Origin of the sequence: Amycolatopsis keratiniphila (genome assembly GCF_000400635.2) — a bacterium.
Lineage (GTDB): Bacteria > Actinomycetota > Actinomycetes > Mycobacteriales > Pseudonocardiaceae > Amycolatopsis > Amycolatopsis keratiniphila.
This window is the reverse complement of sequence record NC_023497.1, coordinates 1-26,405: the sequence shown is the minus strand read 5'-3', so window position 1 is coordinate 26,405 and position 26,405 is coordinate 1. Positions and strand designations below refer to the sequence as shown.

Annotated in this window: 34 protein-coding genes; 21 read left to right on the top strand and 13 right to left on the bottom strand. The window is 69.6% G+C overall.

Going from position 1 to position 26,405, the window contains the following annotated elements:
• Positions 1-104: 104 nt before the first annotated feature.
• From AORI_RS81815 to AORI_RS81775, 9 genes are all read right to left on the bottom strand, one after another.
• Positions 105-2,696, bottom strand: coding sequence for a DNA translocase FtsK (locus AORI_RS81815; RefSeq protein WP_024264328.1), 2,592 nt, complete (start codon positions 2,694-2,696; stop codon positions 105-107).
• A 92-nt stretch (positions 2,697-2,788) separates the two neighbouring features.
• On the bottom strand, positions 2,789-3,958 hold the full coding sequence (locus AORI_RS82605; RefSeq protein WP_024264327.1) for a hypothetical protein: 1,170 nt from the start codon (positions 3,956-3,958) through the stop codon (positions 2,789-2,791).
• Positions 3,955-4,191 carry a hypothetical protein gene (locus AORI_RS81805; RefSeq protein ID WP_024264326.1) on the bottom strand — a complete coding sequence of 79 codons (237 nt, stop codon included), beginning with the start codon at positions 4,189-4,191 and terminating at the stop codon, positions 3,955-3,957. Before AORI_RS81805 ends, AORI_RS82605 begins: the two co-directional genes overlap by 4 nt.
• Positions 4,188-4,571, bottom strand: a complete 384-nt coding sequence (locus tag AORI_RS81800) for a hypothetical protein (RefSeq protein ID WP_024264325.1) — start codon at positions 4,569-4,571, stop codon at positions 4,188-4,190. The genes AORI_RS81805 and AORI_RS81800 overlap by 4 nt, the downstream gene beginning before the upstream one ends.
• 12 nt (positions 4,572-4,583) lie before the next feature.
• Complete coding sequence (locus AORI_RS81795) at positions 4,584-4,826, bottom strand: hypothetical protein (protein ID WP_024264324.1); 243 nt, start codon at positions 4,824-4,826, stop codon at positions 4,584-4,586.
• Position 4,827: 1 nt separating this feature from the next.
• Positions 4,828-5,103, bottom strand: coding sequence for a hypothetical protein (locus AORI_RS81790; protein ID WP_024264323.1), 276 nt, complete (start codon positions 5,101-5,103; stop codon positions 4,828-4,830).
• Positions 5,100-5,702: an RRQRL motif-containing zinc-binding protein gene (locus tag AORI_RS81785; protein WP_024264322.1), complete on the bottom strand. Its 603-nt coding sequence runs from the start codon at positions 5,700-5,702 to the stop codon at positions 5,100-5,102. Before AORI_RS81785 ends, AORI_RS81790 begins: the two co-directional genes overlap by 4 nt.
• Positions 5,702-5,998, bottom strand: coding sequence for a WhiB family transcriptional regulator (locus AORI_RS81780; RefSeq protein WP_043849279.1), 297 nt, complete (start codon positions 5,996-5,998; stop codon positions 5,702-5,704). The genes AORI_RS81785 and AORI_RS81780 overlap by 1 nt, the downstream gene beginning before the upstream one ends.
• The gene (locus tag AORI_RS81775) at positions 5,995-6,417 is read right to left on the bottom strand and encodes a hypothetical protein (protein ID WP_024264320.1); all 423 of its coding nucleotides are present in this window, start codon (positions 6,415-6,417) and stop codon (positions 5,995-5,997) included. Before AORI_RS81775 ends, AORI_RS81780 begins: the two co-directional genes overlap by 4 nt.
• 202 nt (positions 6,418-6,619) lie before the next feature.
• On the opposite strand from AORI_RS81775, the gene AORI_RS81770 reads away from it, so the two are divergent.
• The 16 genes from AORI_RS81770 (at position 6,620) to AORI_RS82595 (ending at position 19,171) form a co-directional block, all read left to right on the top strand.
• On the top strand, positions 6,620-7,462 hold the full coding sequence (locus AORI_RS81770) for a hypothetical protein (RefSeq protein ID WP_024264319.1): 843 nt from the start codon (positions 6,620-6,622) through the stop codon (positions 7,460-7,462).
• Between the two features lie 10 nt (positions 7,463-7,472).
• The gene (locus AORI_RS81765; RefSeq protein WP_024264318.1) at positions 7,473-8,315 is read left to right on the top strand and encodes a hypothetical protein; all 843 of its coding nucleotides are present in this window, start codon (positions 7,473-7,475) and stop codon (positions 8,313-8,315) included.
• Between the two features lie 62 nt (positions 8,316-8,377).
• On the top strand, positions 8,378-8,590 hold the full coding sequence (locus tag AORI_RS81760) for a hypothetical protein (protein WP_024264317.1): 213 nt from the start codon (positions 8,378-8,380) through the stop codon (positions 8,588-8,590).
• Positions 8,591-8,877: 287 nt separating this feature from the next.
• Positions 8,878-10,302: a hypothetical protein gene (locus tag AORI_RS81755; protein WP_024264316.1), complete on the top strand. Its 1,425-nt coding sequence runs from the start codon at positions 8,878-8,880 to the stop codon at positions 10,300-10,302.
• A gap of 158 nt (positions 10,303-10,460) precedes the next feature.
• Complete coding sequence (locus tag AORI_RS81750; protein ID WP_024264315.1) at positions 10,461-10,664, top strand: hypothetical protein; 204 nt, start codon at positions 10,461-10,463, stop codon at positions 10,662-10,664.
• 26 nt (positions 10,665-10,690) lie between these two features.
• Positions 10,691-11,014 (top strand): hypothetical protein, encoded by a 324-nt coding sequence (locus tag AORI_RS81745; RefSeq protein ID WP_024264314.1) that lies wholly within the window; start codon positions 10,691-10,693, stop codon positions 11,012-11,014.
• Positions 11,015-11,019: 5 nt separating this feature from the next.
• On the top strand, positions 11,020-11,469 hold the full coding sequence (locus AORI_RS81740; RefSeq protein WP_024264313.1) for a hypothetical protein: 450 nt from the start codon (positions 11,020-11,022) through the stop codon (positions 11,467-11,469).
• A gap of 93 nt (positions 11,470-11,562) precedes the next feature.
• Positions 11,563-12,030 (top strand): hypothetical protein, encoded by a 468-nt coding sequence (locus AORI_RS81735; RefSeq protein ID WP_046200078.1) that lies wholly within the window; start codon positions 11,563-11,565, stop codon positions 12,028-12,030.
• Entirely contained in the window at positions 12,027-12,707 is a 681-nt protein-coding gene (locus AORI_RS84515; protein ID WP_024264311.1) for a RapZ C-terminal domain-containing protein, read from the top strand. The genes AORI_RS81735 and AORI_RS84515 overlap by 4 nt, the downstream gene beginning before the upstream one ends.
• Positions 12,704-13,678, top strand: coding sequence for a DUF6919 domain-containing protein (locus tag AORI_RS82600; RefSeq protein ID WP_024264310.1), 975 nt, complete (start codon positions 12,704-12,706; stop codon positions 13,676-13,678). The genes AORI_RS84515 and AORI_RS82600 overlap by 4 nt, the downstream gene beginning before the upstream one ends.
• Positions 13,660-14,196: an ATP-binding protein gene (locus AORI_RS81720; protein WP_051552953.1), complete on the top strand. Its 537-nt coding sequence runs from the start codon at positions 13,660-13,662 to the stop codon at positions 14,194-14,196. The genes AORI_RS82600 and AORI_RS81720 overlap by 19 nt, the downstream gene beginning before the upstream one ends.
• Positions 14,193-14,954: a GmrSD restriction endonuclease domain-containing protein gene (locus tag AORI_RS81715; RefSeq protein WP_024264308.1), complete on the top strand. Its 762-nt coding sequence runs from the start codon at positions 14,193-14,195 to the stop codon at positions 14,952-14,954. The genes AORI_RS81720 and AORI_RS81715 overlap by 4 nt, the downstream gene beginning before the upstream one ends.
• A gap of 5 nt (positions 14,955-14,959) precedes the next feature.
• On the top strand, positions 14,960-15,385 hold the full coding sequence (locus tag AORI_RS81710; RefSeq protein WP_024264307.1) for a hypothetical protein: 426 nt from the start codon (positions 14,960-14,962) through the stop codon (positions 15,383-15,385).
• A gap of 520 nt (positions 15,386-15,905) precedes the next feature.
• Positions 15,906-16,427, top strand: a complete 522-nt coding sequence (locus AORI_RS81705) for an eL24 family ribosomal protein (protein ID WP_024264306.1) — start codon at positions 15,906-15,908, stop codon at positions 16,425-16,427.
• Between the two features lie 765 nt (positions 16,428-17,192).
• Positions 17,193-17,642, top strand: coding sequence for a hypothetical protein (locus AORI_RS81700; RefSeq protein WP_123799284.1), 450 nt, complete (start codon positions 17,193-17,195; stop codon positions 17,640-17,642).
• Complete coding sequence (locus tag AORI_RS82595; RefSeq protein ID WP_024264304.1) at positions 17,639-19,171, top strand: relaxase/mobilization nuclease domain-containing protein; 1,533 nt, start codon at positions 17,639-17,641, stop codon at positions 19,169-19,171. The genes AORI_RS81700 and AORI_RS82595 overlap by 4 nt, the downstream gene beginning before the upstream one ends.
• A gap of 582 nt (positions 19,172-19,753) precedes the next feature.
• Here AORI_RS82595 and AORI_RS81690 read toward each other — a convergent pair.
• Positions 19,754-20,185, bottom strand: a complete 432-nt coding sequence (locus AORI_RS81690; protein ID WP_123799281.1) for a hypothetical protein — start codon at positions 20,183-20,185, stop codon at positions 19,754-19,756.
• A 457-nt stretch (positions 20,186-20,642) separates the two neighbouring features.
• The gene (locus AORI_RS81685) at positions 20,643-20,951 is read right to left on the bottom strand and encodes a hypothetical protein (protein ID WP_024264301.1); all 309 of its coding nucleotides are present in this window, start codon (positions 20,949-20,951) and stop codon (positions 20,643-20,645) included.
• A gap of 159 nt (positions 20,952-21,110) precedes the next feature.
• Here AORI_RS81685 and AORI_RS81680 point away from each other — a divergent pair, with 159 nt between their 5' ends.
• Complete coding sequence (locus tag AORI_RS81680; RefSeq protein ID WP_024264300.1) at positions 21,111-21,722, top strand: hypothetical protein; 612 nt, start codon at positions 21,111-21,113, stop codon at positions 21,720-21,722.
• Here the strand turns inward: AORI_RS81680 and AORI_RS81675 are convergent.
• Positions 21,713-22,819, bottom strand: coding sequence for a hypothetical protein (locus AORI_RS81675; RefSeq protein WP_024264299.1), 1,107 nt, complete (start codon positions 22,817-22,819; stop codon positions 21,713-21,715). The genes AORI_RS81680 and AORI_RS81675 overlap by 10 nt on opposite strands.
• Positions 22,820-23,370: 551 nt before the next feature.
• On the opposite strand from AORI_RS81675, the gene AORI_RS81670 reads away from it, so the two are divergent.
• On the top strand, positions 23,371-23,571 hold the full coding sequence (locus tag AORI_RS81670) for a hypothetical protein (RefSeq protein ID WP_024264298.1): 201 nt from the start codon (positions 23,371-23,373) through the stop codon (positions 23,569-23,571).
• A 23-nt stretch (positions 23,572-23,594) separates the two neighbouring features.
• On the top strand, positions 23,595-24,146 hold the full coding sequence (locus tag AORI_RS81665; RefSeq protein ID WP_420806997.1) for a recombinase family protein: 552 nt from the start codon (positions 23,595-23,597) through the stop codon (positions 24,144-24,146).
• Positions 24,147-24,281: 135 nt separating this feature from the next.
• Here AORI_RS81665 and AORI_RS81660 read toward each other — a convergent pair whose 3' ends face one another.
• The gene (locus tag AORI_RS81660) at positions 24,282-24,626 is read right to left on the bottom strand and encodes a hypothetical protein (protein WP_024264296.1); all 345 of its coding nucleotides are present in this window, start codon (positions 24,624-24,626) and stop codon (positions 24,282-24,284) included.
• A gap of 297 nt (positions 24,627-24,923) precedes the next feature.
• Between AORI_RS81660 and AORI_RS81655 the strand changes: the two genes are divergently transcribed.
• Together AORI_RS81655 and AORI_RS81650 are read left to right on the top strand one after the other, a co-directional pair.
• Positions 24,924-25,418, top strand: a complete 495-nt coding sequence (locus tag AORI_RS81655; protein ID WP_024264295.1) for a hypothetical protein — start codon at positions 24,924-24,926, stop codon at positions 25,416-25,418.
• A 128-nt stretch (positions 25,419-25,546) separates the two neighbouring features.
• On the top strand, positions 25,547-26,269 hold the full coding sequence (locus AORI_RS81650) for a hypothetical protein (RefSeq protein WP_043849274.1): 723 nt from the start codon (positions 25,547-25,549) through the stop codon (positions 26,267-26,269).
• Positions 26,270-26,405: the final 136 nt, after the last annotated feature.

Sequence of the window (26,405 nt, the reverse complement as noted above, 5' to 3'; positions counted from 1 at the left end):
CGTCTGAGCCCCTCAAACCGTCTGCGCGAGGGGGACGGTTCGGCAGACGGTTTCGACCTCCCTCGAACCGTGCGAACGAGTGACGGAATCCGTTACTCTCCGTACTACTTTTCTACGGTTTCCGGGTAGACAGACCCACCATTCGTGATGCGTTCGGCGGCCGCGTGAATGTCGGCGACCCGCCTGCCGACAGGGCTGCCACGGCCAGGGCCGGTGTCCTTCGCAATGCCGAGCTTGGTCATCTCCCGGCCGAACGCGGTCATGGTGACGTTGGCGCGCGTCTGCTCGCTGAGCGCCTGGTCGTACAGCTCCTGCGAGGGCACGAGGTCACGATCGTCGCCGGTGACGTATTGATGGACCTCGGCCAGCACCGGAGGCAGCGCGGCCGGCGCCGCCGGGGCATGCGCGGGGACAGAAGCCAGCCGCAGCAGCGCCTCGTCCAGCCGGTCCGCCGCTACTAGCACGTCCCGCTGCCCGTCGGCGTTGGTGACCGGTCCGACGATGTCGTGCTGGGCCAGGTGGTCCATCAGCTGCTGGGCGTCGTGCCAGCCGATTCGGAGCTTGCGCTGCAGCATCGCCGGTGACCCGTACTGGCTGGTCACGATCAGCTCAACGGCCTGAGCTGCGACCGCGGTCGCGTTCTCGCCCAGCTCCGGCAGCGCCGCCTCGACCTCGGCCTGCTGCGCCTGGACGTCGTCCTCGTCGACGTCGGGCACGACCAGCTCGTTCTCCGGTACCCAGGCCAGGGCCTCACCGCGCAGCAGCCCGAGACGCTGCCGCTCCGCACGACCCCGCTCGGCGATATCAGCCGCCTGAGCTGCGGAAATGTAGTCCCACTTGGCCTTGAGCAGCGGGGCCTCACCGGGCTGGGGCATGCCGCGGCGCAGGATGCCGATCCCCTGACGCATCATCGAGTCCGCCGAGCAGTCCCAGCCCTGCGAGGCCTTGCCCTGCCCGAGGATCGAGTTCGATTCCTGCGGTCCGTCCAGATAGAGCCCGATCCGGGAGTTCATGACCTTCGTGATCGCGCGCGGCAGGCCACCGGTGGACTCGTTCACGTCCTGAGTGGCCAGGATCATCGGGATCCCCCCAGCGCGACCAGGGGTTTTGATGATCCGCACGATCTCCTCGGTGATCAGCTGGCCGACGGTGGCGTCCCTGCCGTCCGCGCCCGACCACGGCCCCGGTTGCCGGTTGGCGGTGAACAGGTGCACCTCGTCGATGAACACGCAGGTCAGAGCCAGATCCGGGTCGGCGGTGTTCTCGTGGATCCGGCGGTTGAGCTTGTCCTCGCCGAGGCGACGGATCTTGCCGAACCGGCGCTGGCCCTCGAGGAACAGCTTCCGCAGCAGGTGCAGCAGCTCCAGCGCGATCTCGTCGTCGTCGCCCTGCCGGAACGTCTCCGCGATCTGCGCGTACGGGGTGTTGTCGGCGTTGTCGGGCTTGCCGTCGAACACCACCAGCCGCGTGTACGGGTCGAGCACGGCAGGGGTGAGCGCGACCCGGATGACCGAGGTCTTCCCGTAGCCGGGCATGCTCGCGACCAGCAGGTTTCCCTGGAACAGGCTCAGCGTGACGTCCTCGCCGGTGGGGGTCGCACCGAGGCGGTTGTGCTCATACGGGCTCAGCGTCCCGGCCGCCTTGTGGACCAGCGGCGACGCCACCGGGTGCCCGTCGAACGGGTCCTCGGCGAACACTGTCATCGCGAGACGACCGGCGTGCCCGCGCACCAGCGACAGGAAGACCGTGTCCACCGACGCGCCCAGCGCCGACGCGATCTCGGCGTGCTTTTTCCGTACCTGAGCTGCGGAAATGCCTGCCGGGAACTCGACGACCGCCTTCCACCGGTCGCCCGAGAAGGTCTTCTCCACCAGGCGCAGCGCCTGCCCCGGCTTCGTCACCTCGCCGGCGTTGTTCGTCGTCGGCGACCGCAGGATCCCGGCCGCCTGGTAGGCCCCGGTCAAGGTGATCTCGTCCGGAACGCCCGAGGTCGACGGCGTGCGGAACTCGCCCCGCTTCGCCGCGGCGATCCGCGCCTCCCGGCGCCGGGTGACGTGTCCACGCAGCCAGCACCCGAAGCCGATCGCGGCCGCGCCGCTCCAGATCACCGGGTTTGCATCGGGGTAGATCAGCAGGTCACCGGCGACGGTTCCGCCAGCGACGGTCGCTCCGGCGAGGCTGATCAGCGCAGTCCGCTTCGTGGCCTGCTGAATGGTCTCGTGGTGATGGGCCTGTGGTCCCTTGTCCCGCCGGCCGTCCTCACGCAGGTGCGCGACCATCAGCCAGTCCAGGTAGCGGTTCACCAGGATCTTCACCCCGAGGAACGGATCGGTGGCGGCGTTGCGGACCGACATTCCCACCGCGCGCGCGGCTCGTTTGGCCACCACGCGGCGAACCTGGCGGTTGGGCAGGCGGTCGGCGGCTCGGTGTGACAGTGCGATCGCCTGCTGGGCGGAGGACTGCCGGAACTGCAGCAGCCGCTGCCCGCGCAGCCGCGCGTCGATCTCGGCGTTGTCTTCCATGGGAACCAGTTCCGCCTCCATCGGCTCGTCGACGACGTCCAGGGAGGTTTGCGCTGTTCCCACGGGGTGCGCGGGTCGGGAACCGGTGGGGTTGGAGACGGGCACAGTGCGGCCCGCCGAAGGCAGGTAGACGACGTTCTGCTCGTCCATCGAATGCTCCTGAGGGGTGCTCATGCTGTGCGGGTCTCCGTGCTGAAGAGGGATTGGTGAGGGGTTGGGCGCCGGGTGGTGACCGTGGGTCGGAGGCGCGGCCACCACCCGGCAGATCACGCGGCGACCGGGACGTCGTCGCCGTCGTCGTCGAGGAAGGCTCGCCGGACCGCCCCGGCGACCTGGGTGCGGCAGCCGAGCAGGTCCCGGACCTGCTTGCGGCTGGGCTGGGCGGGCAGATCCCCGGCGTCGACCGCGCGGCGAACCTGGTCGAGGAACTGCTCGAAGCGCTCGTCGCGGGCACCGGGGCCGATGCGTTTGAGCAGGTCGCGGAACCTGGTTCCCCGCTCGTCGTCCCCGGCGCCGTCGACGTCCTCCAGAGCAGGGGTTTGCGCTGTTCCCAGGGTGTTCCGGATGCCGGTGGCCTCGTCGCTGTCGAGGTAGCGAGCGGCCGCGTCGGCGAGCGTTTCGCCGAGGTCGGGAACCGGGATCGGCCGGGCGGGAACCACGGCTTCGACAAGCACCGACCGGCGGGCGATCCGGCGGCGCAGGGTCACCGTGCCCGGCCGGTAGACCAGGCGGGCCTGGCCGGTCTCGTCGAGTTCGGCCACCGCGGTGCGGGTCGCGGCCTTGCGGACCGCGAGCTCGCGCTTGGCTGCGGCCTGGCGGATCTGGGCGTCGGCGCGCTCGGCCTTGGTCATGCGCGGCCCGGCGGTGATCAGCTGGTGCGCGAGCACACCGGAGATCGCCACCGCCGCCATGACCGCGCCGTAGTCGAGGCGGCCCTTGTCGCCCGCGAAGCCGTGGATGAAGTTCAACAGCGCCTGGACCGCCGAGAACACCCAGACTCCGGTGACCAGGTGCCAGGTCGGGGCGCCGGGGCGCCGGCGGCGGGTGAGGGTGTTCGCGGCGGCGAAGGCCCAGGCCGCGGCCTCGGAGAACATCGGCAGCAGCCAGCCGGTCGGACCGAACACCTCGGACCCGTAGACGGCCATCGCGACCCAGGACAAGATCCCGGGGACGACGATGATCGGTACGAACATCAGGTCCAGGTAGTGCGCGGCCGCCCACGACCGCAGCGCCGCCCAGCGGTCGGCGCGGTTGTCCCGCTTGATCTGCCGGTCGCGGCGGGCCTGCTCGGCGGCCGCGGCCTGGTCCAGGCGGCGCTGCTCGCCGATCGCGCGCCGCTCGGCGATCCGGGCCTGGGAATCGGCGATCTTGGCGTCGGTCTTCAGCTGCGCGGCCAGCTTCCGGTCCTCGCGGTCCTGCTCGCGGTAGGTGCTCATCGGTGGTTGCCTCCGTCCAGCTCGGCGGTGAAGTCCTTGGGGTTGATCAGCGGGGCGAGGCCCTGGAACTTCGCGCGCCCCCGGAACCAGGGGTCACGGCCCCATTTGATGGCCTCGGCCCGGTCGGGCCAGCTGCCGACAGCGACCGCCTCCGAGGTGTCGTCGATGACGAACACCGCGGTCCAGGACGACGCGATCTGGCCGAAAGGCCCGAAGGGAACTGTCTTGTTCACGCCGACCGCGTCCCCTCGGTCGTCACGTCGTCGTCCTGGTCCTCGACGGCGGCCGGGGCGGCGAGGTCGTCCTGCAGCGCGTCCAGGTCGATCGCGACCTCGTCCTCGGCGGCCTTGCGGGTCGCGGCGCGCAGCTCGCGGCGTCGCTGTTCCTTCCGGTTGGCGCGGAAGCGCTCGATGTCGTCGTAGGCGGCGTAGCCGAGCGGCAGCAGCGCCGCCACCAGCAGCCATCCGGCGAAGATCCCGGCGGTGAGGGCGATCAGGGCGATGGCGATCAGCTCGGGGGCGTGCCAGCCGAGGTAGGAGATCGCCTTGTCGGTGCGGGTGAGGGTGCCCTCGATCGCGCGGTCGCGGGCGGTGGGCAGCGAGTTCTTGGTCATGACGAAGTCCTTTCAGGCGGTGGGGCGCAGGGGAGCGAAGAAGTCGTTGTGCGGGCGGCGCGGCCGGTCGCCGGCGTCGTGGGCGACCGAGGTGGCCAGCTGCTTGTTGACGCGGACCATCCCGATCTCCAGCACCCGGGCCAGCAGGTGCAGCGGGATCCGCACCAGGTGCAGGGCCACGAACAGCACGACCAGGCCCAGGAACCGGAGCAAAGCCGCGGTGCCGAAGCGGTCGAGGACGTCGAAGGCGGACATGTCAGATCACCTCGGTGGTCTCGGTGGTGGTGCGAGCGGAAGGGATGGCGCGGGCGGCCTCGGCCTCCAGGACGAGCCGCTCGGCGTGGTGGTGGGCGTCGAGTGCCAGCGACCGCAGCCGTGCGGCGGCTTCGTCGTGGCCGGACGCCTTCTCGAACCGCGCCTCCTCGGACAGCACGCGGGCCTTCGCCCGGTACCAGGCGGCGTGTTCCTCGACCGGCGCTGTGCTGCCCGGCCGGGCCACCGCGAGCTCCTGCAGCTCGATCAGGCCGCTCATGACGCCATCACCGCCCCGCGAAATCGGGCCGGTGCCGGGACCTCGGCCCGGCGGGGCAGCGGGATGACCGGCGCCAGCGCCGCGGCCTCGCGCTCGTCGACGAGCGCCTGGTCCAGCGCAGCGTGCTCGGCGGCCGACAACGTCGGCTCCCCGACCAGCAGCTCGTGGAGCTCGTCATCGACGTCGACCAGGCCCAGGTCGTAGCGGCAGGCCTCGCACCGCCGCCCGAACCGGTACGGCAGGTCCTTCCAGGCCCGCTCGCCGCAGTCCCGGCACACCCGCCGCGACGCAGTCGCCCGCGCGATCGACGCCCGCTTCGCCGGCGTCTGCGGCCGCACCGGCACGCACTCGCTGATCTGCCACAGCGACGAAAAGTTCGTCTTCCCGCTGGCCGGGTGCTTCGTGACCAGCACCGCGACCGGGTCCTTCCCGCCCGGGCGCAGCCCACGAGCACGCAGCTGCCGCGCGGTGGCCAGCAGGTCACGCGGCGCGCAGTTGCGCTTCAGCAGCGGCAGGCCCTCGTGCTCGCCGTAGACGAACTCCTGATCCTGCGACCACGGCACCGAGGCCAGACGCAGCGAACCCAGACGGCGCCCCATCACGCCACCGCCCGCTTCGTCCGGCCCAGCTGGCGGCGCTCAGCGGCCGACAGCCCGCCGAACACACCATCGGTCCACTTCGCGGCCAGCGCGTCGTCGAGGCACTCCGCCTTCACCGGGCACCCCGCGCACACGGCCTTGGCCTGCGCGATCGCCCGCTTGTTCTCGGCCGTGTCCTCGCTGCCCACCGGGAAGAACGCCTCGGCCGCGCGGTGCGCGAGCTCCGGAGCGACCTTCATCAGGCGCGCCGTCGAGCACGCTGCACGTTCACGCCAGTTGCCATCGGTGCTGGTCACGCCACACCACCGATCGCCGCACGCAGCGTCTTCGCGGCCATCCGGCGCTCACGGCGAACCGCCAGCTCGCCCTGCGCGGGCCACATGCCCGGCAGCGCCGCGTCGGTCAGCTCGGCGTAGACGTCGGCCTGATCCTCGAACGCCTCGAAGACCTCGTCCAGCTCGTCGACCACGACGACAGGACGCCGGTACGAACCCAGAACCGGGCCGCCCTCGTCCTCGCCACGGGTCCGCCGCAGCTGCAGCTCCTGAAACTCCAACCGCGCGACCATGAGCAGCTGCTCATCCGACAGCGCGTCCTCGCCATACGGCTCCAGATCCACCTGCCAGAACGGCACCACCTCAGCCACCGGGCTCGCCGAGGGCACCGCAACACCACCGGCGAGAACCGTCGTGTCGCCTTCGATAACGTCGAACATGGGTCGGGCTCCTTACTCGTCTGACCTGTTCCGAGCCCTCGCTGGGCGGCATCCCAGCGAGGGCCCCTTGGCTTCAAGGGCAACCCCCCGGTGACCCGCAAGGGGGGTTGCCCTTGATCAAAGTAGGCAACCTCCCTTGCGCGGGTCAACCCCTGTGGCAAGATTGGCCGCGAATGTTCGCACCCGAGGACCGGAGACGCCTGTGGACTACTACGAGGAGGCGCTGGCCGAGCTGGTCAGAGCTGACCCGCTTACCCGTGCGCGCAAGGTTGGGGACGTTCTTGCACGTCAACAGGACTTCACGAACGAACTCAGCCGCATTCGGCGGGAAGCCCTTCAGGACCTCATCGCCGAAGGTGCGACCCAGGGTGAGCTTGGAAAGAAGCTCGGCATGAGCCGGGCCAGGATCGGCCAGCTGCTCACGTCAGGACCGCAGCCAGAGCGCGCCCTGCTGGGCACCGGAGCGCTCCACTTCGCCATCGGCGGCAAATGGGAGAGCGGGCGGACGAATCCGTCCGCAGTGATCAGCGCGGAAGCCCTCGCGGCCTACAACGTGCTGTCCAAACTCGCCGGCGACTACAGGATGACTACCGAGTACGAGATCGTGCCGCCGCCCGGCATCGTGAGCCTGAACAGGGCAAACCTCGTTGTCCTGTGCAGCCCGCGGCTCCTGCCGCTCGTCGGACAGATGCTCGAATCGGATCCCAACCTCGGTTTCGGCAATGGCTCGCGAGGCTGGTTTCTCAAAGACCACAACCAAGACCAGGTCTACCGCTCACCCTCCGATGCGGGTGAGCATGCCGACTACGCCTACGTCGGCCGACTTCCCCGGCCGGATGGGAAGGGCACGTTCTTGTACCTGGCGGGGATCCATGCGATGGGCACCCTGGGCGCCGCGCACTACCTCGCCGCCAACATCGAAGAGATCTACCAGCAGGTCAAAACCAAGAGGTGGTCAGCTCTGATCTCCTGTGCCTACGACGGCGACAGCCGGGAAATCAACGAAGTAAAAGCGATTTCCCCCATCTACGTCGCCGACAAGTAGGGAACCACTCATGTTCTTCACCAGTGCAACCGCGCCAGGGAAAACCGGTGTGCCAAATGAGGACTGGGTCGCTGCGACCTCGGATCTCATCGTGGTGCTCGACGGCGCCACCATCCGCACCGATACCGGTTGCCACCACGGTGTTCCCTGGTACACCAGGAAGCTCGGCGCCGGCATCATCGCTGGGGCAGCAAGCCGAGCGCAGACCCTGACGGGTGCACTGGCGGACGCGATTTCGTCGGTGCGGGCGCTACATCCCGAGTGCGACCTCGACCACCCGGGCACCCCATCCGCCGCCGCCGGGATCCTTCGCCTCGAAGACGACAAACTCCGCTACGCAGTCCTGGCCGACATCTCGATCGTCCTCGACATCGGCTCAGAGATCGTCGTGATCAGCGATGCCCGCGTCAGCCAAACGGCCAGCGCCGAACGCAAAGAGGCAGACAAGTACCTGATCGGCAGCGCAGAGAAGCAGGAAGCGCTGGTCGCCATGAAGCACAAGGAACTCGCCGCCCGGAACAAGCCTGGTGGCTACTGGATCGCGGCCGCGGATCCGAACGTCGTGTCCCATGCCCTGGTAGGCGAGTACCCGCGAAGTGCGATACGACGACTCGCGGTACTCAGCGACGGAGCGGTCCGCGCTGTCGAGATGTTCGGCCTGATCAAGGACTGGAAGACCGCACTCGACATGCTTGAAGCCGACGGCCCGGAAAAGTTCATTCTGGCGACCAGGGAAGCGGAACTGGCGGATCCCGTCGGGCAGCAGCATCCCCGAAACAAGCGGAGTGACGACGCGACGGCCGTGTTTGCCTCAGGCGGCAGTCTGTTGAACAGCCTTGGAGAGCTGGCATGACGTGGCGATCTACGCGGCGCGCCTCCCCCGGTTCATGTGCGCGAAACGATAGAACGAGCGCCATGGAACGTCGGAAGACTGGCAGGCCCTCGAAGGGGCTGCGTAAGCGCAAGCCGCTGCAGCTGCCGGTTGAGCTGGCGGCCGCAGCCGAGGAGCAGGCGAAGAAGTACGGGATGACGTTCAACGATTTCTGTGCCCGCCTGCTGAGCGACCACCTGAATGAGCAGGGCGTAACCGTCAACTACCAGCAGCAGGAGCAGCTGATGACCGCATAAATAAAGACGAGGCGTCGCGGTTGCCAGCCGCTCGCCTCGTCGTTCGCTTCGGGCGACCCACCTAGTCGCCGTCCTCGTACTGATCGGTCGCCCCTCACGGGGCCTTTTGAGTACTGCCCCCGCCACAGGGGCCGTACTCACTACTTCGAAAGGAGACCTTTCGCGTGCCCAGGATAAGCCCTGGGTCCGGAGCGCACCAGAGGCGTGCCGACCTACCCTGTTTTACCTGCGGAAACGCCGTTGCGGAGCTTCGGCGTGATCTTCCGCTGCGCTACTCCAGCCCGGAGATGGCGACCCTGTGCGGTCGCTGCTGGGCGCAGTTCGGCGGACAGGCCGGCGCGGCCGAGATCGGCGCGGCCCCGACGGCCACGGTGCCGGTGCGGGCCGCCGAGGGCCCGACCGAGTGGGCGAAGCTCCTGATGGCCGTTCCGTGGCTACAGGGGCTGCGTCGCGATGCTCGACGTCGTCTCCAGGTCCTGGTGGAGACGCTGCGGAACTGGGCGGACTGGTCCACGGGGGAGGCGTGGCCGACGTGGGCACGGCTGCAGGCGGCCACCGGCTGGGGACGCTCCAGCGTCGCCCGCTGGCTGCGGCAGCTGTGGATCCTGGGCTGGATTGACCGGATCGAGCCCGGCTCCACGCCGCAGTTCCGGCCGATGGCCAGCCCCATCGAGGGCAACCGCGCGGCCGTCTACGGCCTCCTGGTCCCCGCCTACGCCGAGCACATCGAGCCGCAGGAACGCCTCCACCGCTACCGGATGACGATCGCCGAGCTGCGCGACAAGATCGCCCAGCTCAAGGCCGCTGAGGAGAAAACCTGGACCCCCTCGTGTTCTTTTGATCTTTTAGAGTTAAAGATCGTTGTTGGTCACCTACGTACGCGCGCGAGGGAAATTTTCCACAGGTCAGCAACGGTTTCTGAGGTCGATGAACAGACGATTGAGCCGCTTCGCGGCCGCATTGACGAGGAGCAGGGCCAGTTCGCGACGAAGGTCCCGACCACGCGGGCTCAGATGCTCGCGGCGGCCGCTGAGCTGCGTCGTCAGCACCCCGTCCTGGGTCGGTTGAGTGTTCGGGCCATCCGCTCGATCTGCCGCTCCTGGTGGCGTTCGGACTGGTGCAATCGCGACGTCCTCCACGCCCTGCGCTACCGACCGACCGGCTGGTCAGGAACCGAATCCGGCCACGTCGAATACGCCGTTATACACCCGGCGGGCTGGGTTCGGAGTCGTCTCTCGACCTGGCGCGACGAGCGCGGCCGCCCGCTACCCACTCGGCACACCCGGCGCCTGGCCAAGTTCGTCGACGAGCTGGACCAGCGGGTGTCCCGTGAGGCCTTCGGCGTGATCGGTGCCCGGCTGCAGGACGAGCACGGCTTCCTGACGCCGCAGGTCATCACCGACCACGGCCGCCGATGCGGCGACCAGCTCGCCGCGGAACGCCGCGCCGAGGCCACCAGGGTCGCCGTCGTCGCCGAACGCCGCGTCGCCGATGCCGCACGTCGCGCCAAGGTCGCGACGGCGCCGGCACTGCGGACCCCGCTGCAGGACAAGCTGATCGCCCAGGCCCACGCCACCATCCCGGCACCGTCCTCCTCGGTCGCGAGCGAGCCCGTCGACGAGTTCGCAGGGCTCGACCCCGTCGAGCGGCGCCGTCGCATCCATGAGCGAGCCCGCGTCTACGCCGCCCTGAACCGGCGAAACCGCAGGTAAGACGCGTATAACGAGCTATTCGCTACCGAATAGCTCGTCCGGCATTCAGGTGATCAAGGGAAACCACCATTGACCCCCGCAAGGGGGGTTGCGTACCTTGGCGGCAACCCCCCTTGCGTATCAGCTGGGGGTTGCAGAACGGTCGAACGGAGAAGTTCATGAAGCGTCGTATCCAGCGGTTCCGTGAGGAGTGGGCGGCGTCGTCGGCTGCTCTGGAACGGAACAGCGCGGTTCGGGCCCGGCGGGTCGCGAAGCCGGTGGTCGTGCCGGTGTCGGACGAGGACTCGGACGAGGACGTCGTGGTGATGAACGCCGCGGCTGTGGCCGGGAACGTCGCGAACTCTGTCGCCACTTTCGAGTGATCTCTGTCCTGAAAGGACGTGTGTTCATGCCCGATTCCATGCACAGCAACGACAACGCCTATCCCGTTCCGCGTCCCGAGGCGCAGGCCAAGGCCCCGATCGGGCTGGTGGTCGCGGTGTTCGGCGCTCTGGAGAAGGCCGGTTTCCCGGACGTCGGGACCCCGGAGGACTTCGCCCGGCTGCAGGACGCGATGACCGAGTTCCTCTACGGCGAGCCCAGCTCGACGAACAGCCGCACGGTCACCCCCATCCGGGGCGGCGGGGTCTCCGTGGTGATGCGGAGCGGCTCGATCGGGCCCGGCGCCGAGGTGACCGGGCTGCGGATCGACGGCCCGCTCGGAGGGTTCTGACCGTCATGGCCAAGTACACCGACGAGGAAGCGGCGACGCTCGCGCTGGCCGCGCACGAGGTCGGGCACGCGATGGTGTGCCGCGAGTACGGCCTCAAGGTCCTGGGCGTGTGGATCCGGTCCGATGCCGGGCAGATGGACCACGCCGATCCGGACATGACGAACCAGGCCCAGGTCGACGGGGCGCTCGCGGTGTTCTTCGGCGGCCTGGAGGCCGGCGCGATGTGGGCCCAGCGCAACGTCGGGATGTGGCGGGGCGAGGCCATGCGCTGGTCGAAGAAGTGCTCGGAGTCCGACCTCGGCCACTACGCCAAGCTGCGCCGCCAGGGCTCGTTGTCGCAGGCCAAGCACCAGGACATGGCCCGTCGGGTCATTCGCGGCAATTGGGGACGGATCGATCGGTTGGCGAAGAAGCTCGCCGCCGACGGCCAGCTGTCCGGCCGCCATTTCACCTGAGTTCGCCTCGGCGGGCGGCCCCTCCGACCAAGAACGAGCCGCCCGCCGAGGTCCAGCAACCCCAACCCAGCAAGGGAATGGAGCAGCTCCATGATGACCGAACGCGCTCTGCGCCGGACGATGGTCCTGGCCTTGACCTGGCTCGGCGGTGCCGCCGGCCACGAGGCCGGTGACTATCTCGTCCAGCGCGACGCCGATGCCCAGTCCAAGCAGCACCGCGGCCCGCGCGGCCGCCGTGCCCTGTTCTCCCACGTCGCGTCCTACGCGGCGACCCAGCTCGTGGCCAAGCTGGCCGTCTGCCGCGCGGCCGGGACCGACGTCCCGCTCCGCGCGCTCGTCTACGGCGAGCTCGCCGAGGCCGTCCTGCACGGCGTCATCGACGACGGCCGCCCGCTGCGCCGGTTCGCCGCGGCGACCGGCAAGACCGGGTTCCACGACCTCAACACCGGTGGCGTGTGCGGGCGTGCACTGATGGACCAGGCCGCGCACAAAGCCCTGCAGCTCCCGATCGGCGCGATCGTCACCGCGCTGGCCGCCACCCGCCGGGAGGTCGCGCGATGAGCAGCTCCCTTCTCGGCTCCGTCGACGTCCTCAAGATCCTGCAGGTCGACCTCGACGCCGAATTCGCCCAGGTCAGGGACATGCACGAGAAGCACCACGGCGTGCTGCGGCGGCAGGCGTGCCGGGTCGCTCGCCTCGTCGGCGAGCAGAAGATCGAGGCGGGCGACGTCCGGTTCGTGTTCCTGCTGTCGGCCCGGCACCTGGACGACGCGTCGTGCCCGTGCACGCAGGCCGACGCCACCGCGGCGATCGACGAGGCGATCGCCCTGGCCCTCGTCGACGCCGTGCTGGCCCCCATCAGGCTGATCTCCTTCGGCTACCTGCACCTCGACGGCGCCCCCACGCCGCGGGCCGACCGCACCGAAGACGTCCGCGACCGGCTGCGCGACCCCGCCGCCGCCCGCGACATCCTCGACCTCGACGGCCGCGATCCCCGCGTGCAGACCGTCGTGCTGAACACGCCCGGCGCCCGTGAGCTGCTGGCCAACCTCGCCGACTACTCCCGCCTCCCGGCCGGGCCGCGCGCGATCGCGATCGGCTGCGCCGGTGGACGCCACCGCGCGGCCTCCCTCGTCGAGCTGCTGGCCCACGACCTGCAGGCTCGCGGCCGCGTCGTCGAAATCGAGCACCGGCACATCCACCTTCCGCGCGTACTGAAAGCCGGTGAGGGCCAGTGAGCCGGGTGACGCGGGCGGACCGCGGGCGCTGGTGGGCTGCGCAGACGCTGCTCGACCTCGGGCGGCTGACGGCGCGGTGGCTGGAAGGCGAGATCGGCTCCCAGCCGGGCTACCAGCCCGGATACGGACCGGACGTCGAGACAGAGCCGCTGGTCGAGACCCTGGCGCGGGCCAACCGCGCCGGGTTCCTGACCCAGTGCTCGCAGCCGGGCTACCAGTCCGGCGACGGGCCGGACGCCGGTGCGTGGGCGCAGCGGGCCGCGGTGACCGGGTTCCTCGAGGAGCGCCGCGCCACCGCGCTGGCGGCGGAGGCGAGGAAGGCCGGGTTCGAGGTCATCCTGGATCCGCCGGCGGCTCGGGTGAGCCGGTTCGCCCATCCCGGCGAGAGCTGGATCCCGGTGACCACCCTGCACGGCGAGCTGCAGACGTCGTTCGGCGGCTTCTGGACCCGCCGCCGGATCCGCCGCTTCTACGGGCCCCTGTGCAACCGGACCGCGTTGCGCGCCATCGCCGGTGCCGCGCAGCTCACCATCGTCGACCCGTCCTACGCCACCTGCACTGATCTGTGGGACTTCCTCGACGACTGGGCCCGGCAGCAGGGCGCGAAGGTCGCCGAGCTCGACGAGAAACGAGCCGAGGAACGCACGACCACGCAGCTGCTCGCGGTTCTCGCGGCCGCGCCCGAGGCCACCGCCTACCTGACTTGGGCCGAGACCGGGCCGTCGGGCTACCCCGTCGTGCTCTACCTCAACACCGTCGGCGTCCTGCCCTGCGAGATGACCCGCTGGCAGATCCACGAACAGGACCTGCCGCTGCTGCGGCACGTGCCCTGGGCCGAGAACGCCTACCTGCCCGCGTTCCCGGCCGACCAGACCCCGGCCGAGGCCATGGAGCTGCTCTCCGACCAGGTCCAGGCCCGCACCGCACCGACCGCGAACCGAGGAGGAACCCCGTGGAACACCCGCTCCTGATGACCACCGCGCCCCGGCCGGTCGACACCAGCACCGGCTCGATCACGGTCATGATCGGCATCCCCGGCGCGGGGAAGAGCCACTTCCTCAAGGGCGAGTTCGAAGCCGGGCGGATGGACAACATCCTGTCGCTGGACGAGGCCCGCGGCGAGTTCGGCGTCGGCCCGCACGACCAGAGCGTCACGCCGCAGGCCGTCGACCACGTCGTCGAGCAGGCCGGGATCCTGCTCGACGCCGGCGCCGCCGTGACCATCGACGCCACCTCCACCACCGTCTCCGACCGCCGGACCTGGCTCGACCTCGCCCGCGCCCACGACGTCCCGGCCCGCGCGGTCATCGTCCGGATCCCGCTCAAGGTCGCGCTCTACCGCAACAGCGTCCGGCAGTACCCGGTGCCCACGGAGTTCGTCTGCGAGTGCCACCACCGCGTCACCAACCTCACCGACGGCGCGCTGCTCGCCGAAGGCTTCGCCGCCGTGTCCGAACTCAACACCCAGTTCCGAGGGGGACAAGCATGACCACCGCCACCAGGATCCGGCCGCTCGCCGGAGCGCTGCTCACCGCCGCCGTGCTCACCGCGACCGCGGCCTGCGCGCCCGGCGAGGCCACCGTCACCGGCGGCACCGCCGCGCTCGGCGCCAGCTCGTCGACGAGCACGCCGTCGCCGGCGGCCGCGCCGGACCGGATGCCCACCACCCCGGCCGAGACGCTCGCGCTGCTGAAGACCCTGCGGATCGCTCCGGAGGACACCGGCGCCCACTACGACCGCGACGACTGGAAGCACTGGATCCCGCAGCCGTCGGCCGGGAAGGGCTGCAACACCCGCGAGATGATCCTCATCCAGCAGGGCCGCAACGAAACCGCGGCCGGGCACGCCGCCGTCACCCGCGACCCCGCGACCTGCGAACCGCTCGCCGGACACGGCAACATCTGGCACAGCCTCTACGACAACGTCACCGTCACCGACCCGGCCGCCCTCGACGTCGACCACGTCGTCCCGCTGGAGCAGATGACCCGCTCCGGCACCCGCGGCTGGACCGCCGCCCAGCGCCAGGCCTACGCCAACGACCCGGACGTCCTCGTCGCCGTCACCGCGAAATCCAACCGCCAGAAGGGCTCGAAGGACCCGGCGAAGTGGATGCCGTCCAACCCCGAAGTCAGGTTCGAGTACCTGCGCACCTGGGTGTTCGTGAAGGCCACGTTCAAGGTGGCCGTCGACCAGGCCGAGCACGACGCGATCGCGGGCATGCTCCGCCACATGCCGAAGGGCCGGTGACCGGGATGGGACTGTTCAGTACCAAGCGCGACCCGGAAGATCCGGAGCAGCTGCAGATCGCCGTGCACGAACTCGGCCACGCCTTCGCCTGGAAACTCACCGGCAGCACCATCCGGGAGATCCGGCACACCGGTGACGAAGGCTGGGTCGACGTCCGCGTCCTCGCCCCCGACAACCGCGACTTCGCCATCGGCCTGTGGGCCGGATTCGAAGCCGAGGACCGCTGGCTCAAAGCGAACAACCTCGGCCGCGCCAAACGCGGCAACTCCAGTTGGGACATCGGCCGCTTCAACAAAGTACGGAAGGACATCAAGGGCGGCCTCTCCGAGAGCAAAGCCCGCTCCCTCGCCCGTCCGCTCGTGAACCGCTGCTGGTCCCAGATCCTCGAGACCGCGCCGAAGCTGATCCGCGACGGCACGCTCCACATCTGACCGCGCCAGGCCGAGGGCGACGAACAAGGGGCGACGTCAACCGACGTCGCCCCTTTCGCGTCGAACCCGGGTCGAAGCAGCCGGCGCGGGAGGAGCGCCGACGCGGGACCGGCGTCGGGCAACCGGCCAGGGCGGGACGAAGGTCGGCCTGGCGGCCGACGGAGACTATCCGCCGACGCGAAACGGAACAATGGTCCGGTTGCGGGAAGATCAACAACTTTGAGCTAAGGTATCGTCACGAAATTCCGGCCTCGGTCAGCCGCCCGGCCGCGCCCGCGCCGCCGGATGAGGGACGCGACTATCCGCTCCCGGCTCCCCGCCTGCCGCCGCGCACACCTCCCACCTGCACCGTTTCCCCTCGCCGCCATCGCCGCGCCTTCTCCGGATCTCCCCGCCGCCTCGCCCTGCCGACCTTCCCCACGCTCCCCAAGATCAACAAGCACAGCACCTCTTGCATCGCAATGACGCAGGTTTCGTTGTGACGTATCGTCGCGGCCAGGGCCGCGGTTAAGAGGAGGCTATGGGCGAGGACGAGGCGCAGATTCGCGAGCGCTTGGTGAGCATCGAGTGCGCCTATTGCGGTGCCGAGGTCAGGTATGTGGGGGAGGGGCGGCGGCCTAAGTTCTGCTCGGCGTCGTGCCGGAGCCGCGCGTGGGAACTGCGTCGGGCGGCGTCCAAGCTCGGCCGGGAGAGTCCGATGCCGACGGTGGTGCGCGAGGTTGTGGAGCGCGTCGTCGAGCGGGAAAGGTCGGTTCCGGCTTCGGTGGTGCCGCGGGTGGTCGGCGATTGGGTGCCGCTGCTGGAGCAGCTGGAGCGCCAGGTGCGTGACGAGCCGTGGTCACTGGTGCGCAGCAAGGACGACTTCGAGGAGCTCGCGGAAGCGGTGAAGGGTCTGTACGACGCATTCTCGTGGCGGAATCCCGAGCCGACGAACACCACGCCGCCGGTGCACCAGCAGTCTGCACCGGGCGTTCAGGCCGGCGGGACGCTCTCGCGGCAGCAGCGTCGCGCGCTCGAACGCCAGCAGCGCAAGCACCGCTGAGCCGTCACAACGAAACGACTTCTGGTCTAAGGTATCGCCGTCACAGTGGACTAAGGTATCGCCGTCATCGCGGGCACCAGCCGTCTCACCTCGCCTCTTCGCGGCGTCGGCCCGCCGGGCCGCCGTACTTGTGCCACGTCAGGGTGTGACACCACCCGATGTCGGGCGGCACATCGGAAGGGGTCGCGTGCGGGTTTCGCTGCGACAAGCCCGGCCGCCGGGGCTGACGCTCTAGCGGGAAGCCGGACGGGAAGCCGCAGAAGCAGGCGGGAAGAAGAGCGACCGGCGACGGCAAACGACGCCGGGAGCGACCGGCCGCGCGCCGACGTGATGATGTCGCTGTTGATCGGCAAGCGAGTCTGGGACACCGGTGGATCCCCCGTGCCCGCCGTCCGCGCACGTCCGGCGCGCCGGACAGCGGCCAGAGGGGGATCCACTTTAAGCGGATCCCGGAGAACCAGGCTGATCGGATCGGTCGTTGGCAGGGGCGATGGCGACCGGGTTTTGCCCAGGAATTTCTTCGTCGAGGCTGCGCAACCGGTACAAGCTCTGACCTCGTGTGCTCCTGCCGGGGCGGTAGCGAGATAGGAGATAAACCCCGGTAAGCGCTCAGGCCGCGCGGCCGCTGGCATGATCGAAGGCGACGTCGGCCGTACCCCCCTTCGGCCCGATGTCGTCCGGCCGCCGCGCGCCGACACGGAGCCCCCTCTCCGGTCGATGCGCGAATCGCGGCCGGGTCGGCTTCGTTCAATGGGGGTGGGGCAGATGCCCGACAACATCGCACGACGACATCGCGGCCGCCGGCCGCGCGTGCCGGGTGGTTACCCGCACGTGCTGGAGGTCCGGCTCACGACCAACGACTACATGCTGCTCGCGGTGGCGGCCGCGCGGGCGGAGCTCGCCGACGGCGCCTACGCCAGCGAGGTCGTGCACCGGCACCTGGCCGCCGAGTTCAACGTCGTCCCGGCCGACTGGCGCGAGGTGATGGCGCAGCTGCTGGAGCACCGCGCCACCCTCGCCGGGCTGCGCGGCGACGTCGCCGCGGTCGGTCGGCTGGCCAACCAGATCGCCCGCGAGGTCAACAGCAACCGGTCGAGGCCAGCGGGCGACGTGCTGACCCGGCTCGCCGGGCGGGTGGAGACCGTGCTCGCGGCCGCCGACGAGGGCCTGGCCGAACTCGACCAGCTGACCACGAACGCGCGGACCCGGTTGTGATCGGCCGCGTCGTACGCGGGTGGCGCGCGCACGGCCTGATCGCCTACCTGTTCGGACCCGGCCGCCATCACGAACACACGCAACAGCACACGATCGCGTCCTGGGACGGCTGCCCGCACCTGCACCAGCCACCCCAGACCGCGCTCGGACGGTTCGACGTCGGCGGCCTGGTGGCCGCGCTGACCGCCCCGGCGGCAGCGGCCGGAGTGCCGCAACAGCCACCAGGAGACCGCGACGGCGGGCAGCGGACGCAGGGCCCGGTGTGGCACTGCTCGCTGCGGACCGCCCCGGAAGACCGCGAACTGTCTGACACTGAGTGGTCGGAGGTGGTGGCTGATCTGCTGGACCGGACCGGCATCGCTGGCCGCGACGACCCGGGCGCGTGCCGGTGGGTGGCCGTGCGGCACGCGACCGATCACGTGCACGTCGCCGCCGTCCTGGTCCGCCAAGACACTCTGCGCCGGGTCCATCCGCGCCGGGACTACCAGCGCGTCCGCGAAACTTGCCTCGCCGCCGAACAGCGCTACGGTCTGCGCCCGACGACCCCGGCCGACAAGACGGCACCCCGGACTGCCACCCGCGCCGAACACGAGAAGGCCGCCCGTCGCCATCGTCCGGAAGCCAGTCGCGACAGGTTGCGCCGCATCGTGCGCGCCGCGGCCGCCCGCGCCACCGGCCCGGACGAGTTCCTCGAGTTGCTGGACGCCAACGGCACGGTGCGGGTACGAACCAGGCAGGGCGTCGACGGTCAGCTGCTCGGCTATGCGGTAGCCGCAGGTGGTGACTACATCCGGTGGGACGAGGCAGACGAAGGCGACAACCTGGTCTGGTTCGGCGGCCGTTCCTTGGCCTCCGACCTGTCCGCGACACGGCTGACCGAGCGATGGGCCAGCGCACCAGCGCCGGTCGGCGACCAGGAGCGGCTCAGCGTGGCCGAGAAACGTGCGGTCTGGGCCGCGGCGCCCGAGGCCGTCGACCATGCCCGCGCCGCGGTGGCCGATGGCCACGACGTCGACGGTGTCGCGCACGCCGCCGGCGACATGCTGCTGATCCTGTCCCACCTTCACGGCGATTCCCGGCCCGCCCTGGTGCGCGCGGCCGACGAGTTCGAACGCGCTGCCCGCACACCGGGCCGGGGACAACCCGCGCGCTGGAGCCGGGCCGCGATCGAGCTGCGCAGCACGTCCTGGCGCCTGGCGCGTACCGGAGGAGACCGGGGCCACGCTGTCGCGGCGCTCGCCCTGGTGCTCGCGCTCGCCGGTCTGGTCGCCGAGATCGCCGCCTGGCGAGCACAACGACACCAGGCGGTCGCCGCGGCGGCCGCGCACCGCGCGAGCGAGGCCTTGACGATCCGGGCCGCCGAACTCGCCACGAAGGTCCCCTCGCGTGTGTCCACGGGGAAGCCACGATCGCACGAGCCAGCAATGCAGCAGGACCAGAACAAGAAGCCCGCGCGGCTGGGCATGCAGCCAGCGCACCTTCAACGCACCGCCGCCGTTCCACCTGCTCCTCGGGGTCCAGTGCGATGAAGACCACGTTCACCAGGCTGCTCGTCGTCAGAGGCGGAACCGAAATCCTATGACGTCACTGCGGCGTCGGTGACGTCATGATGGTGTCACCGTGATGTCACCCCCGTGCCAACGGCGAAGGCGGCTAAGGTTCTCGGCAGTCGACTTCCCAGGCCTCATTCGAGGTTCGGGAAACTGACATCCCGGGGATGTCTCTTCATTTCTGGCCCATGGCCAGGAGGAGGGAGATATCGATGACCGCAAGGTCGCGCTGCAGAAAGTGCAGCAACCGGAACAGGCGGCTTCGCCTGATGAGGAGCGTGGCGGCGAACGCCACCCCGCCCCTCATCGCACTGGCGACGCTGCTGCGAGAGGTCGCAACTCTCGTTAGCTAGCGCAACAACCTGTTTCCACGTCCGGGGTCGGTCCTTTCGGGGGCCGGCCCCGCTCCACGTCGTCCAATCGGATAAGAAACGATCTTTCTCGTCCGCAATTATCGGACCGGGCCATCATGACACACGTGTTGTTGCCCCTAACTCCCGATGAGGTAGCGCGGTCGTGACCTGCCGCGTTCGCCCCGATCTGCGTGCTCGAAGGCCCGGATCAGAAGAGCGCGAGCTGGGTTTCGGGGTGGCGGCGCTGCTCGATTCCGCCGCACCGGACACAGGTCACCGGGTCGGTGGTCGCCTGCAGGCCGCGTGGATCCCAGCCGTTCAGTCCGGCTCCGCAGACGGGGAGCCAGTCGCCGGTGACCAGGTGGATCGTGCCGGACGGGGCGCGGCCGCGGGCGCCGGCGTGCGCGGCCGCCCACGCCTTTGGCGTCTCCGGATCGACGGGCTCGACAGTCCGGTGGTGGGCCAGCCGACGGCGGAACGGACCCAGCGGCTCCCGCCCGTCGGCGCGCGTGAACGGGAGCGCGAACAACGTCGGTTCCTCGGACACGGCCATGATCTCCACGGTCGCAGCCCCGCTCGGCGGGAACCAGCGGCCGAGCGGGCGAATCACGCGCGAAGCCGTCGTTGCTGTCGACGGCACAGGTCAAAGGCTCACACGTTGGTGGGGTATCGGGACGTCGCTGAGTCCTTGTCCGAAGCGCACCAGCCAGACTCGACCAGTGGCCCACAACACCCTCCCCGCCGACCACGGCGACGAATACACCTGGCTGATCGAGACCAGCGACGACGGCCGTAGCTGGTCGTATGAACTGCACCCGGTCCATGGAGACCGCGATGCGGGCGGGATCGAGCGGGCCACCACCGCCGAAGACCTCGCCCGCGCCGTCTTGGCCCGGCGCTTCGGTCTCCTGCGCACGGACCAGGACTACGAATGGGAACCTGCAGGCGGCAGTACCAGGCGCCCGGCGCGGCCGCCGACACCGTGTAGGGCTCAGTCGTCGAGGTGCTCGCCGAGATGGTCATGCTCTTCATCATCGGCATGCACGCGCCTGAAAACGACGACAAAAACTGGACAACACCAGGACATTGTGGGGTGCTCAGGCGGCGGTGGGCGGGTGCCAGCCAGAGGTACGGCCGCGGTGCTGCTGGAGATGCCGGACGTGGTCATACGGCACGGACCACGTCTCGTCCGGCACCCACGCGGGTGCCCCGACCCAGTGGTTGGTGATCTCCTCGGCGAGCGTCGGCAGCTGCAGCGGGCGCGGCCGGTTCTCCCAGAGCTCGCACAGTGTTTCCAGCGACACCGCGTCGGTGTAGTCCGCGCTGACGATCTCCTCGGCCCAGGCGCGCAGCATCGGCCACACCTCCTCAGGTGCGGATTCCTGCGCGTCGGCGGCCTCGGTCATACCCAAACCATCGCCAAAAGATCCCCGAGCGTAACGAAATCGTCGAACATCACCGGGGCGACTGGTGAGATCGTGACCTGCCCAACCGGAGGAAGCACCTCTCGTGAGCGCAGAGCCTTTTAGGCCTTCTTAGAGGAACTCGCCTTCAAGGTGACCACAATGGACGGTGTGGAGGTGCATTTCCGGGTTCATCGGTGGGACCGGCCGGGCCCGCGGCTGTCGCTGATCGCGGTGGTCGACGAGCGGGTCGCGGCGGCGGCGCGCGGCATGCAGGACGTGTTGGCCGGGGCGCCGGTGAGCGTGATCCCGCCGGAATGGCTGCACGTCACGGCGGTGACGCTGGGCCCGGTCGACGAGATCGTGCCGGAGACGTACCGGGCGTGGCGGGCGGTGGTCGGCGCCGGGGTCGCGGCCGCGGCGTGGGAGCCGCTGGTGCTGGGGGCGGCGCGGGCCGGGCGGACCGGGGTGTCGGTCGGGCTGTCCGGCGGGGCGGAGGCGGTCACCGCGGCCGGTCACCTGGCCCGGGACACGGCGTCGCGGCTGGGGATTCCGGTGGCCGGGCCGGTTCCGGCGAGCCCGCACCTCGGCCTGGCCTACGTGCGGGAAGACCATCCCGCCCTGCAGCTGCCCGCACCGCCATCACCGCCGGAGCGCGTGTCCTGGCCAGTGCGTGCACTGCTGGTGGTGCACCTGGAGCAGGACGTCGACGCCGGGATCTACCGGTGGAGCGTGGTCGACGAACTGCCCGTCGACACCGTGGCTCACCAATGACCTGGTGAGCCGAAGTCGTCGTCGGTCGGTGTGCTGGTGAAGTGCCGCTGCATGTCCAGCGGGATCTTGGGTGGGGTTTCGGTGATCGCGAGCGTGTAGACGGCGTCGGCGCCGTCGAACAGCGGGGTCAACGGCCGGAGGACGATCCGGGTCGGGGGCGGGCCGTCGAAGGTGGTCAGGACGTCCATTAGGGCGGTGGGCAGGTAGGTCCAGGCACGGCCCGGCCAGGTCTTGAGCTGGAGCTGGACGATGGAGGCGTTGAGGAACTCGTCCGGGGTCTTGCCCGTCGACGGCGGGGGAGAGGAGTCCTCGAGTTCGGCGATGACCTCGACGCCGGCGGCGAGCGGCGAGGTGATGATCTGCACGAACACCCGCTGGTCGGGCAGCAGGACCGCGGACGCGCCGCCGTTCTTGCCCGTGCGCGCGACGTCGCTGTCGGCGATCCGCCGCGCGTCGTCGACGGTGGTGTCCGGTTCGGCGGTGGTCAGCCGGATCTGCGCGTCCATCACCGCGTTGCCGAACGCGATGTCCCGCATCCCGTCGACCCCGTCGGGCATGCGGTGCTGGGGTTCGGCCACCAGCCGTCCCCTCGGCGGCCACTGCGCGATCGGATGATGCAGGACCGCCGCGGCGATGGTGCCCGGCGCGGGATCCGGCTGGCGGATCGTGACCGCGCGGGTGGCGCCGTCGCGCATCAGCGGGTCCTCCCACCGCAGCGGCCGCGACGACGACACGGTCACCGCCTTGTCGTCCGGTTCGGCGTCCATGACGTGCAAGAACACCCAGACCCCGCCGACGACGACGTCGGCATGGGTGCGGCTGTCCGCGCGCTCCGGGACCGTCACCGGCCACGGCGGGTCGACGACCGCGGCGAGCTGGGCGGCGACGGTGCCAGCCAGCGGCCCGCCCCGCCACAGCACCTCCACCACCGGCCCGTCCCAGCCGTGCGTGCGGTGCGGCCGGTACTGCTCGGTCAAATCCGAAGGGATGACGGTGACCGCGACCTGATCGGCGGCCCCCAGCGGAGCCCGATCCCCCGGCCCGGCCTGCAGGATCAGCGTCAGCCACCCCACCACCGCCAGCACGTCGTCGCTCATCGCCGGTCCTCGGAGCCATCCGCCACGGAACTCACGCTAGCGGTGAGCCGCTCACGCCGGGCGGCGAGGAGGGCCGGGCCGTATCGGGTGTCCCACACAGGTATGTCCTTCACATCGGGGCGGCGATGTCGATCATGGGGCCACGCTAGCGGCGGCATGCGAGCTTCCCGCCGGCCACGACGGACAGTGCGAGGCCTTCATCGACACCACCGACATCCATCTCGGTGACAAGAGCACAGCCCACTGGCTCCGGTGGGATCGCCATCCCGACCTCGCCGAGAACAGCGAATGGTTCACCAGCACCAGTATGTGTCAAGCCCAAAGCGCGTACGGCTATCACTGTGTCCGCCCCGGCGATCACGACCAAGGGCACGTCTACACCTGCCAGTAAAGGGATCCGAGGTGTTCGGAAAACGATCGTTGGCCGAACACGAACACCAGCTCGTGAAGCCGCGGCATTTCGCCACGTCGCCGCGTTCGGAAACTCGTTCATTTACTGGTAGGCTCGAACCACCTTGACGAACACGTTTTACGAACGAAATGGGGTGGAGATGGGCAAGGGGAAGAGCGACGCCGCCGAGACGGCCCGGCTCGGCGCGATGCTGGCGGGCAAGGGGCTGACGCCCGATCAGGTCGCGACGCTCATGCGGGACCACGTCGAGCCGGTGCTGGACGAAGCGGCCCGGCTGGTCGAAAGCGGCACGCCGGTCGAGGAGATCCAGTTCGGCGTCCAGTACCGCGGCCGGTCCTGATGGCGCTCATCGGACTCGTGCGCGTGAGCACGAGCAAGCAAGAGACCCAGCGGCAGCACGACGCGCTCGACGGCATCTGCGCACGGGTCTACGAGGAGAAGATCAGCGGCACGCTCGCCGTCGACGCCCGGCCCGGCCTGCAGGCCGCGCTCGACTACATGCGCACCGGTGACCTGCTGACCGTCCAGGAAGTCGATCGGCTCGGCCGCAACCTCCTCGAGGGCTTGATCGTGCTCAACGACCTCTTCGGCCGGGGCGTTGCGGTGAAAGTCCTGGAGGGGATCGCCGCCGGCGAGCACACCGAACGGAACTTCGTCCTCGACATGGCGCTCGCCCTGGCCGAAGACCGCCGCCGCGACATCTCTCGCAAGACCAAGAACGGCCTCGCCGCCGCAGCACGCCAAGGCCGCACCGGCGGCCGCCCCACCGTCGTCGACGACGACAAGCGGCGCGCCATCCTCGCCCGCCGCGCCGAAGGCCAGTCCCTGCGAGAAATTTCCCGCGGCGTCAGCATCAGCCTCGGCGTCGTCCACGGAGTCGTCGCCTCCGCTGAGTCTGCCGCGAGCTCGTCCTGAACTGTCGGTGCCGTCCGGCATGATTCCGCGCGTCCGGCACCAGGCCGGACGGGTGGGCGTCCCGACGTTGTCGTCCAAGAGCGTCGACAACGTCGGGACCTCTACATTCACGCCCTTTGCTTCCAGCGAAGGGGCCTAGACGACCCGGGTCACCTTCCACGTTGTGCCTTCTCGGTCGGCGACGTCGTCCAGGTAGGCGGCGACCGCCTGCGGCCCCTGTTCGCCCAGGACGACGGGCTCGATGTGGCTATCAGCATTCGAGCCTTCCTCCATGACGATTTCTTCGTCGTCGAGGTAGCTGGTCCAGCGGACCACCACAGCCCAGCCGATCGACGGCAGTGTGTACGTCTTCTCGCCGCCTTTCGTCCTGAACTCCACTTGCCAGCCCGGATCCGGGCTGAACTGCAAGACGGAGTCCTTGCTGAGTCGCATCGGGAGTTGGGACAGCTCAGCGGACATCTCGGGCTCCGGACTCGTCATCGTGCTCCCTCGTAGGTGGACTGACTGATCACGGTCAAAGTCAATCCCGACAGGAAGAGCGACCGGCTTTTCAACAGGCGTCCTTGGGTCGAATAGACCTGTTTGGCCGAACCAGTGCGGAGCGGCACCAACGGCGCTGCTCACCCGAAGGTGTCGATGTTGGGCGGATGCGGGCTGTTGCGCCTGTTTCTGTCGGTCGCTCTCGGCACGCTGCTCCGTGCGGCTGGACCGGCAGGCAAGATGCGACGACCTCATGGCGTCGCCGCCGCAGCCAGGACGGAATGAGGAGACAGAAAGATGCACACGGTGAAGGTCAGCGTCGCGACCTGGCTGGGTTCTCAGGTTGATGCGTGTCAAGAGACCCTGGAGCGAACATTCCCCGCCGAACAGCTCAAGCACTTCCAGGAAACGAAGGACGATCCGGTTCTCTACGCCGGGTACCTGATGGGCAGGTCCGATGCCGCCGTCGACATGAAGGCGACGCTGGAGAAGGCCCACCTCGGCGATCGGAAGATCCCCGTTCCCGAGCCTGGACACACCGACACTTCCTCCAGCCCCGCACTCGGCACGCCGGAGGCCCCGGAGCCGCTCACCGTCGGCGAGCTTCGGGCGTACCTCGCGTGCCGTCCGGATCTCGCGGACGATCTGCCCGTGGTTGTCGGCGGACACGACTTCGACGAACCATCGAGGAAGCTCCAAGGGTTGGCCGACGCGGTCTGGACCGATGCTCAAGGCGCGTTCGGCGGGCGACTGGTCATCGCCGCGATGGGACTTGGCCTCTCCGACCTATGACCAGCCGCCGGGGATCCAGGTTGAGGACTGATCACATCTGGTTCCCCGATCTGCCAATCAGGTGATCGTCTTCCGGGTGGCGTGCCGACATGGCCGCTGTTGTCGGACGTGCTCGCTAGCGTGAAAGCGTGAGCACTGACGGTCAGGAGACGGATCCCGCTCCCGCCCCGGTCCCGAACCGCGCGGGAGCGGCCTGGTCACCTGAGGACACCGCGACCTTGCTCGACGGGCTTCGCAATGGGGTCCCGCTCGACGACCTGGCTCAGACGCTGCAGCGCCGGACTAGTGCGGTCCAGGCCCGCTGCAAGAAGATGCTCCCGCCGGAACTGCAGGCCCGGGTGTTGCGGGCCGAGGCGGATCTCGTCCTTCGCGAGAAGCTGGCCACCGATCCGGAGTTCGACGCCGCGGCCAACCTCGATGCCAACCTCGTGCGGAAGTGGACCGCCGAGCGCGACGAGATCCTCACCCAGGGCTGGAAGTACCGCCGCCCCATGGCCGACCTGGTCGCCGAGGCAGACGTCACCGAGATCGACATCGCCGGACGCTGCATCCGGTTGGGTCTCGCGGCTGACAGTCTCGCGGTCGCCGAGCGCCTCGGCTGCGCACCCGGCGGCGCGCTGGATCTGCGCTGCCGCATGATGCGCGATCGCGCCGCCGCCAGCGTCTGGGTCCTCGTCGTCGACGGCCTGCCCGACGGTCGCCACGTCTCCCTGCACGCGACCCGCGACGATGCACACGACCACTTCGCCATGATCGCGCCAGCTACTGCGGTCGACGGCGACATCCTCAGCGCCACCGTCGCGCAACGAGCACTCGGCTCACCCGGCGGTCCCGTCGAGAACCTGGACTAGCGCGCCAGGCCGTGAGCGATGGTCGGAATCGGTCGAGGTAGCGCTGTGTTCCTCGCGAGCGAAGTCACTCTGGTGTTTTCGGAAATTGGCCGTATTCTGAAAGCATGTTTGCCCCCTGACGGGGGGTAAAGCCCGC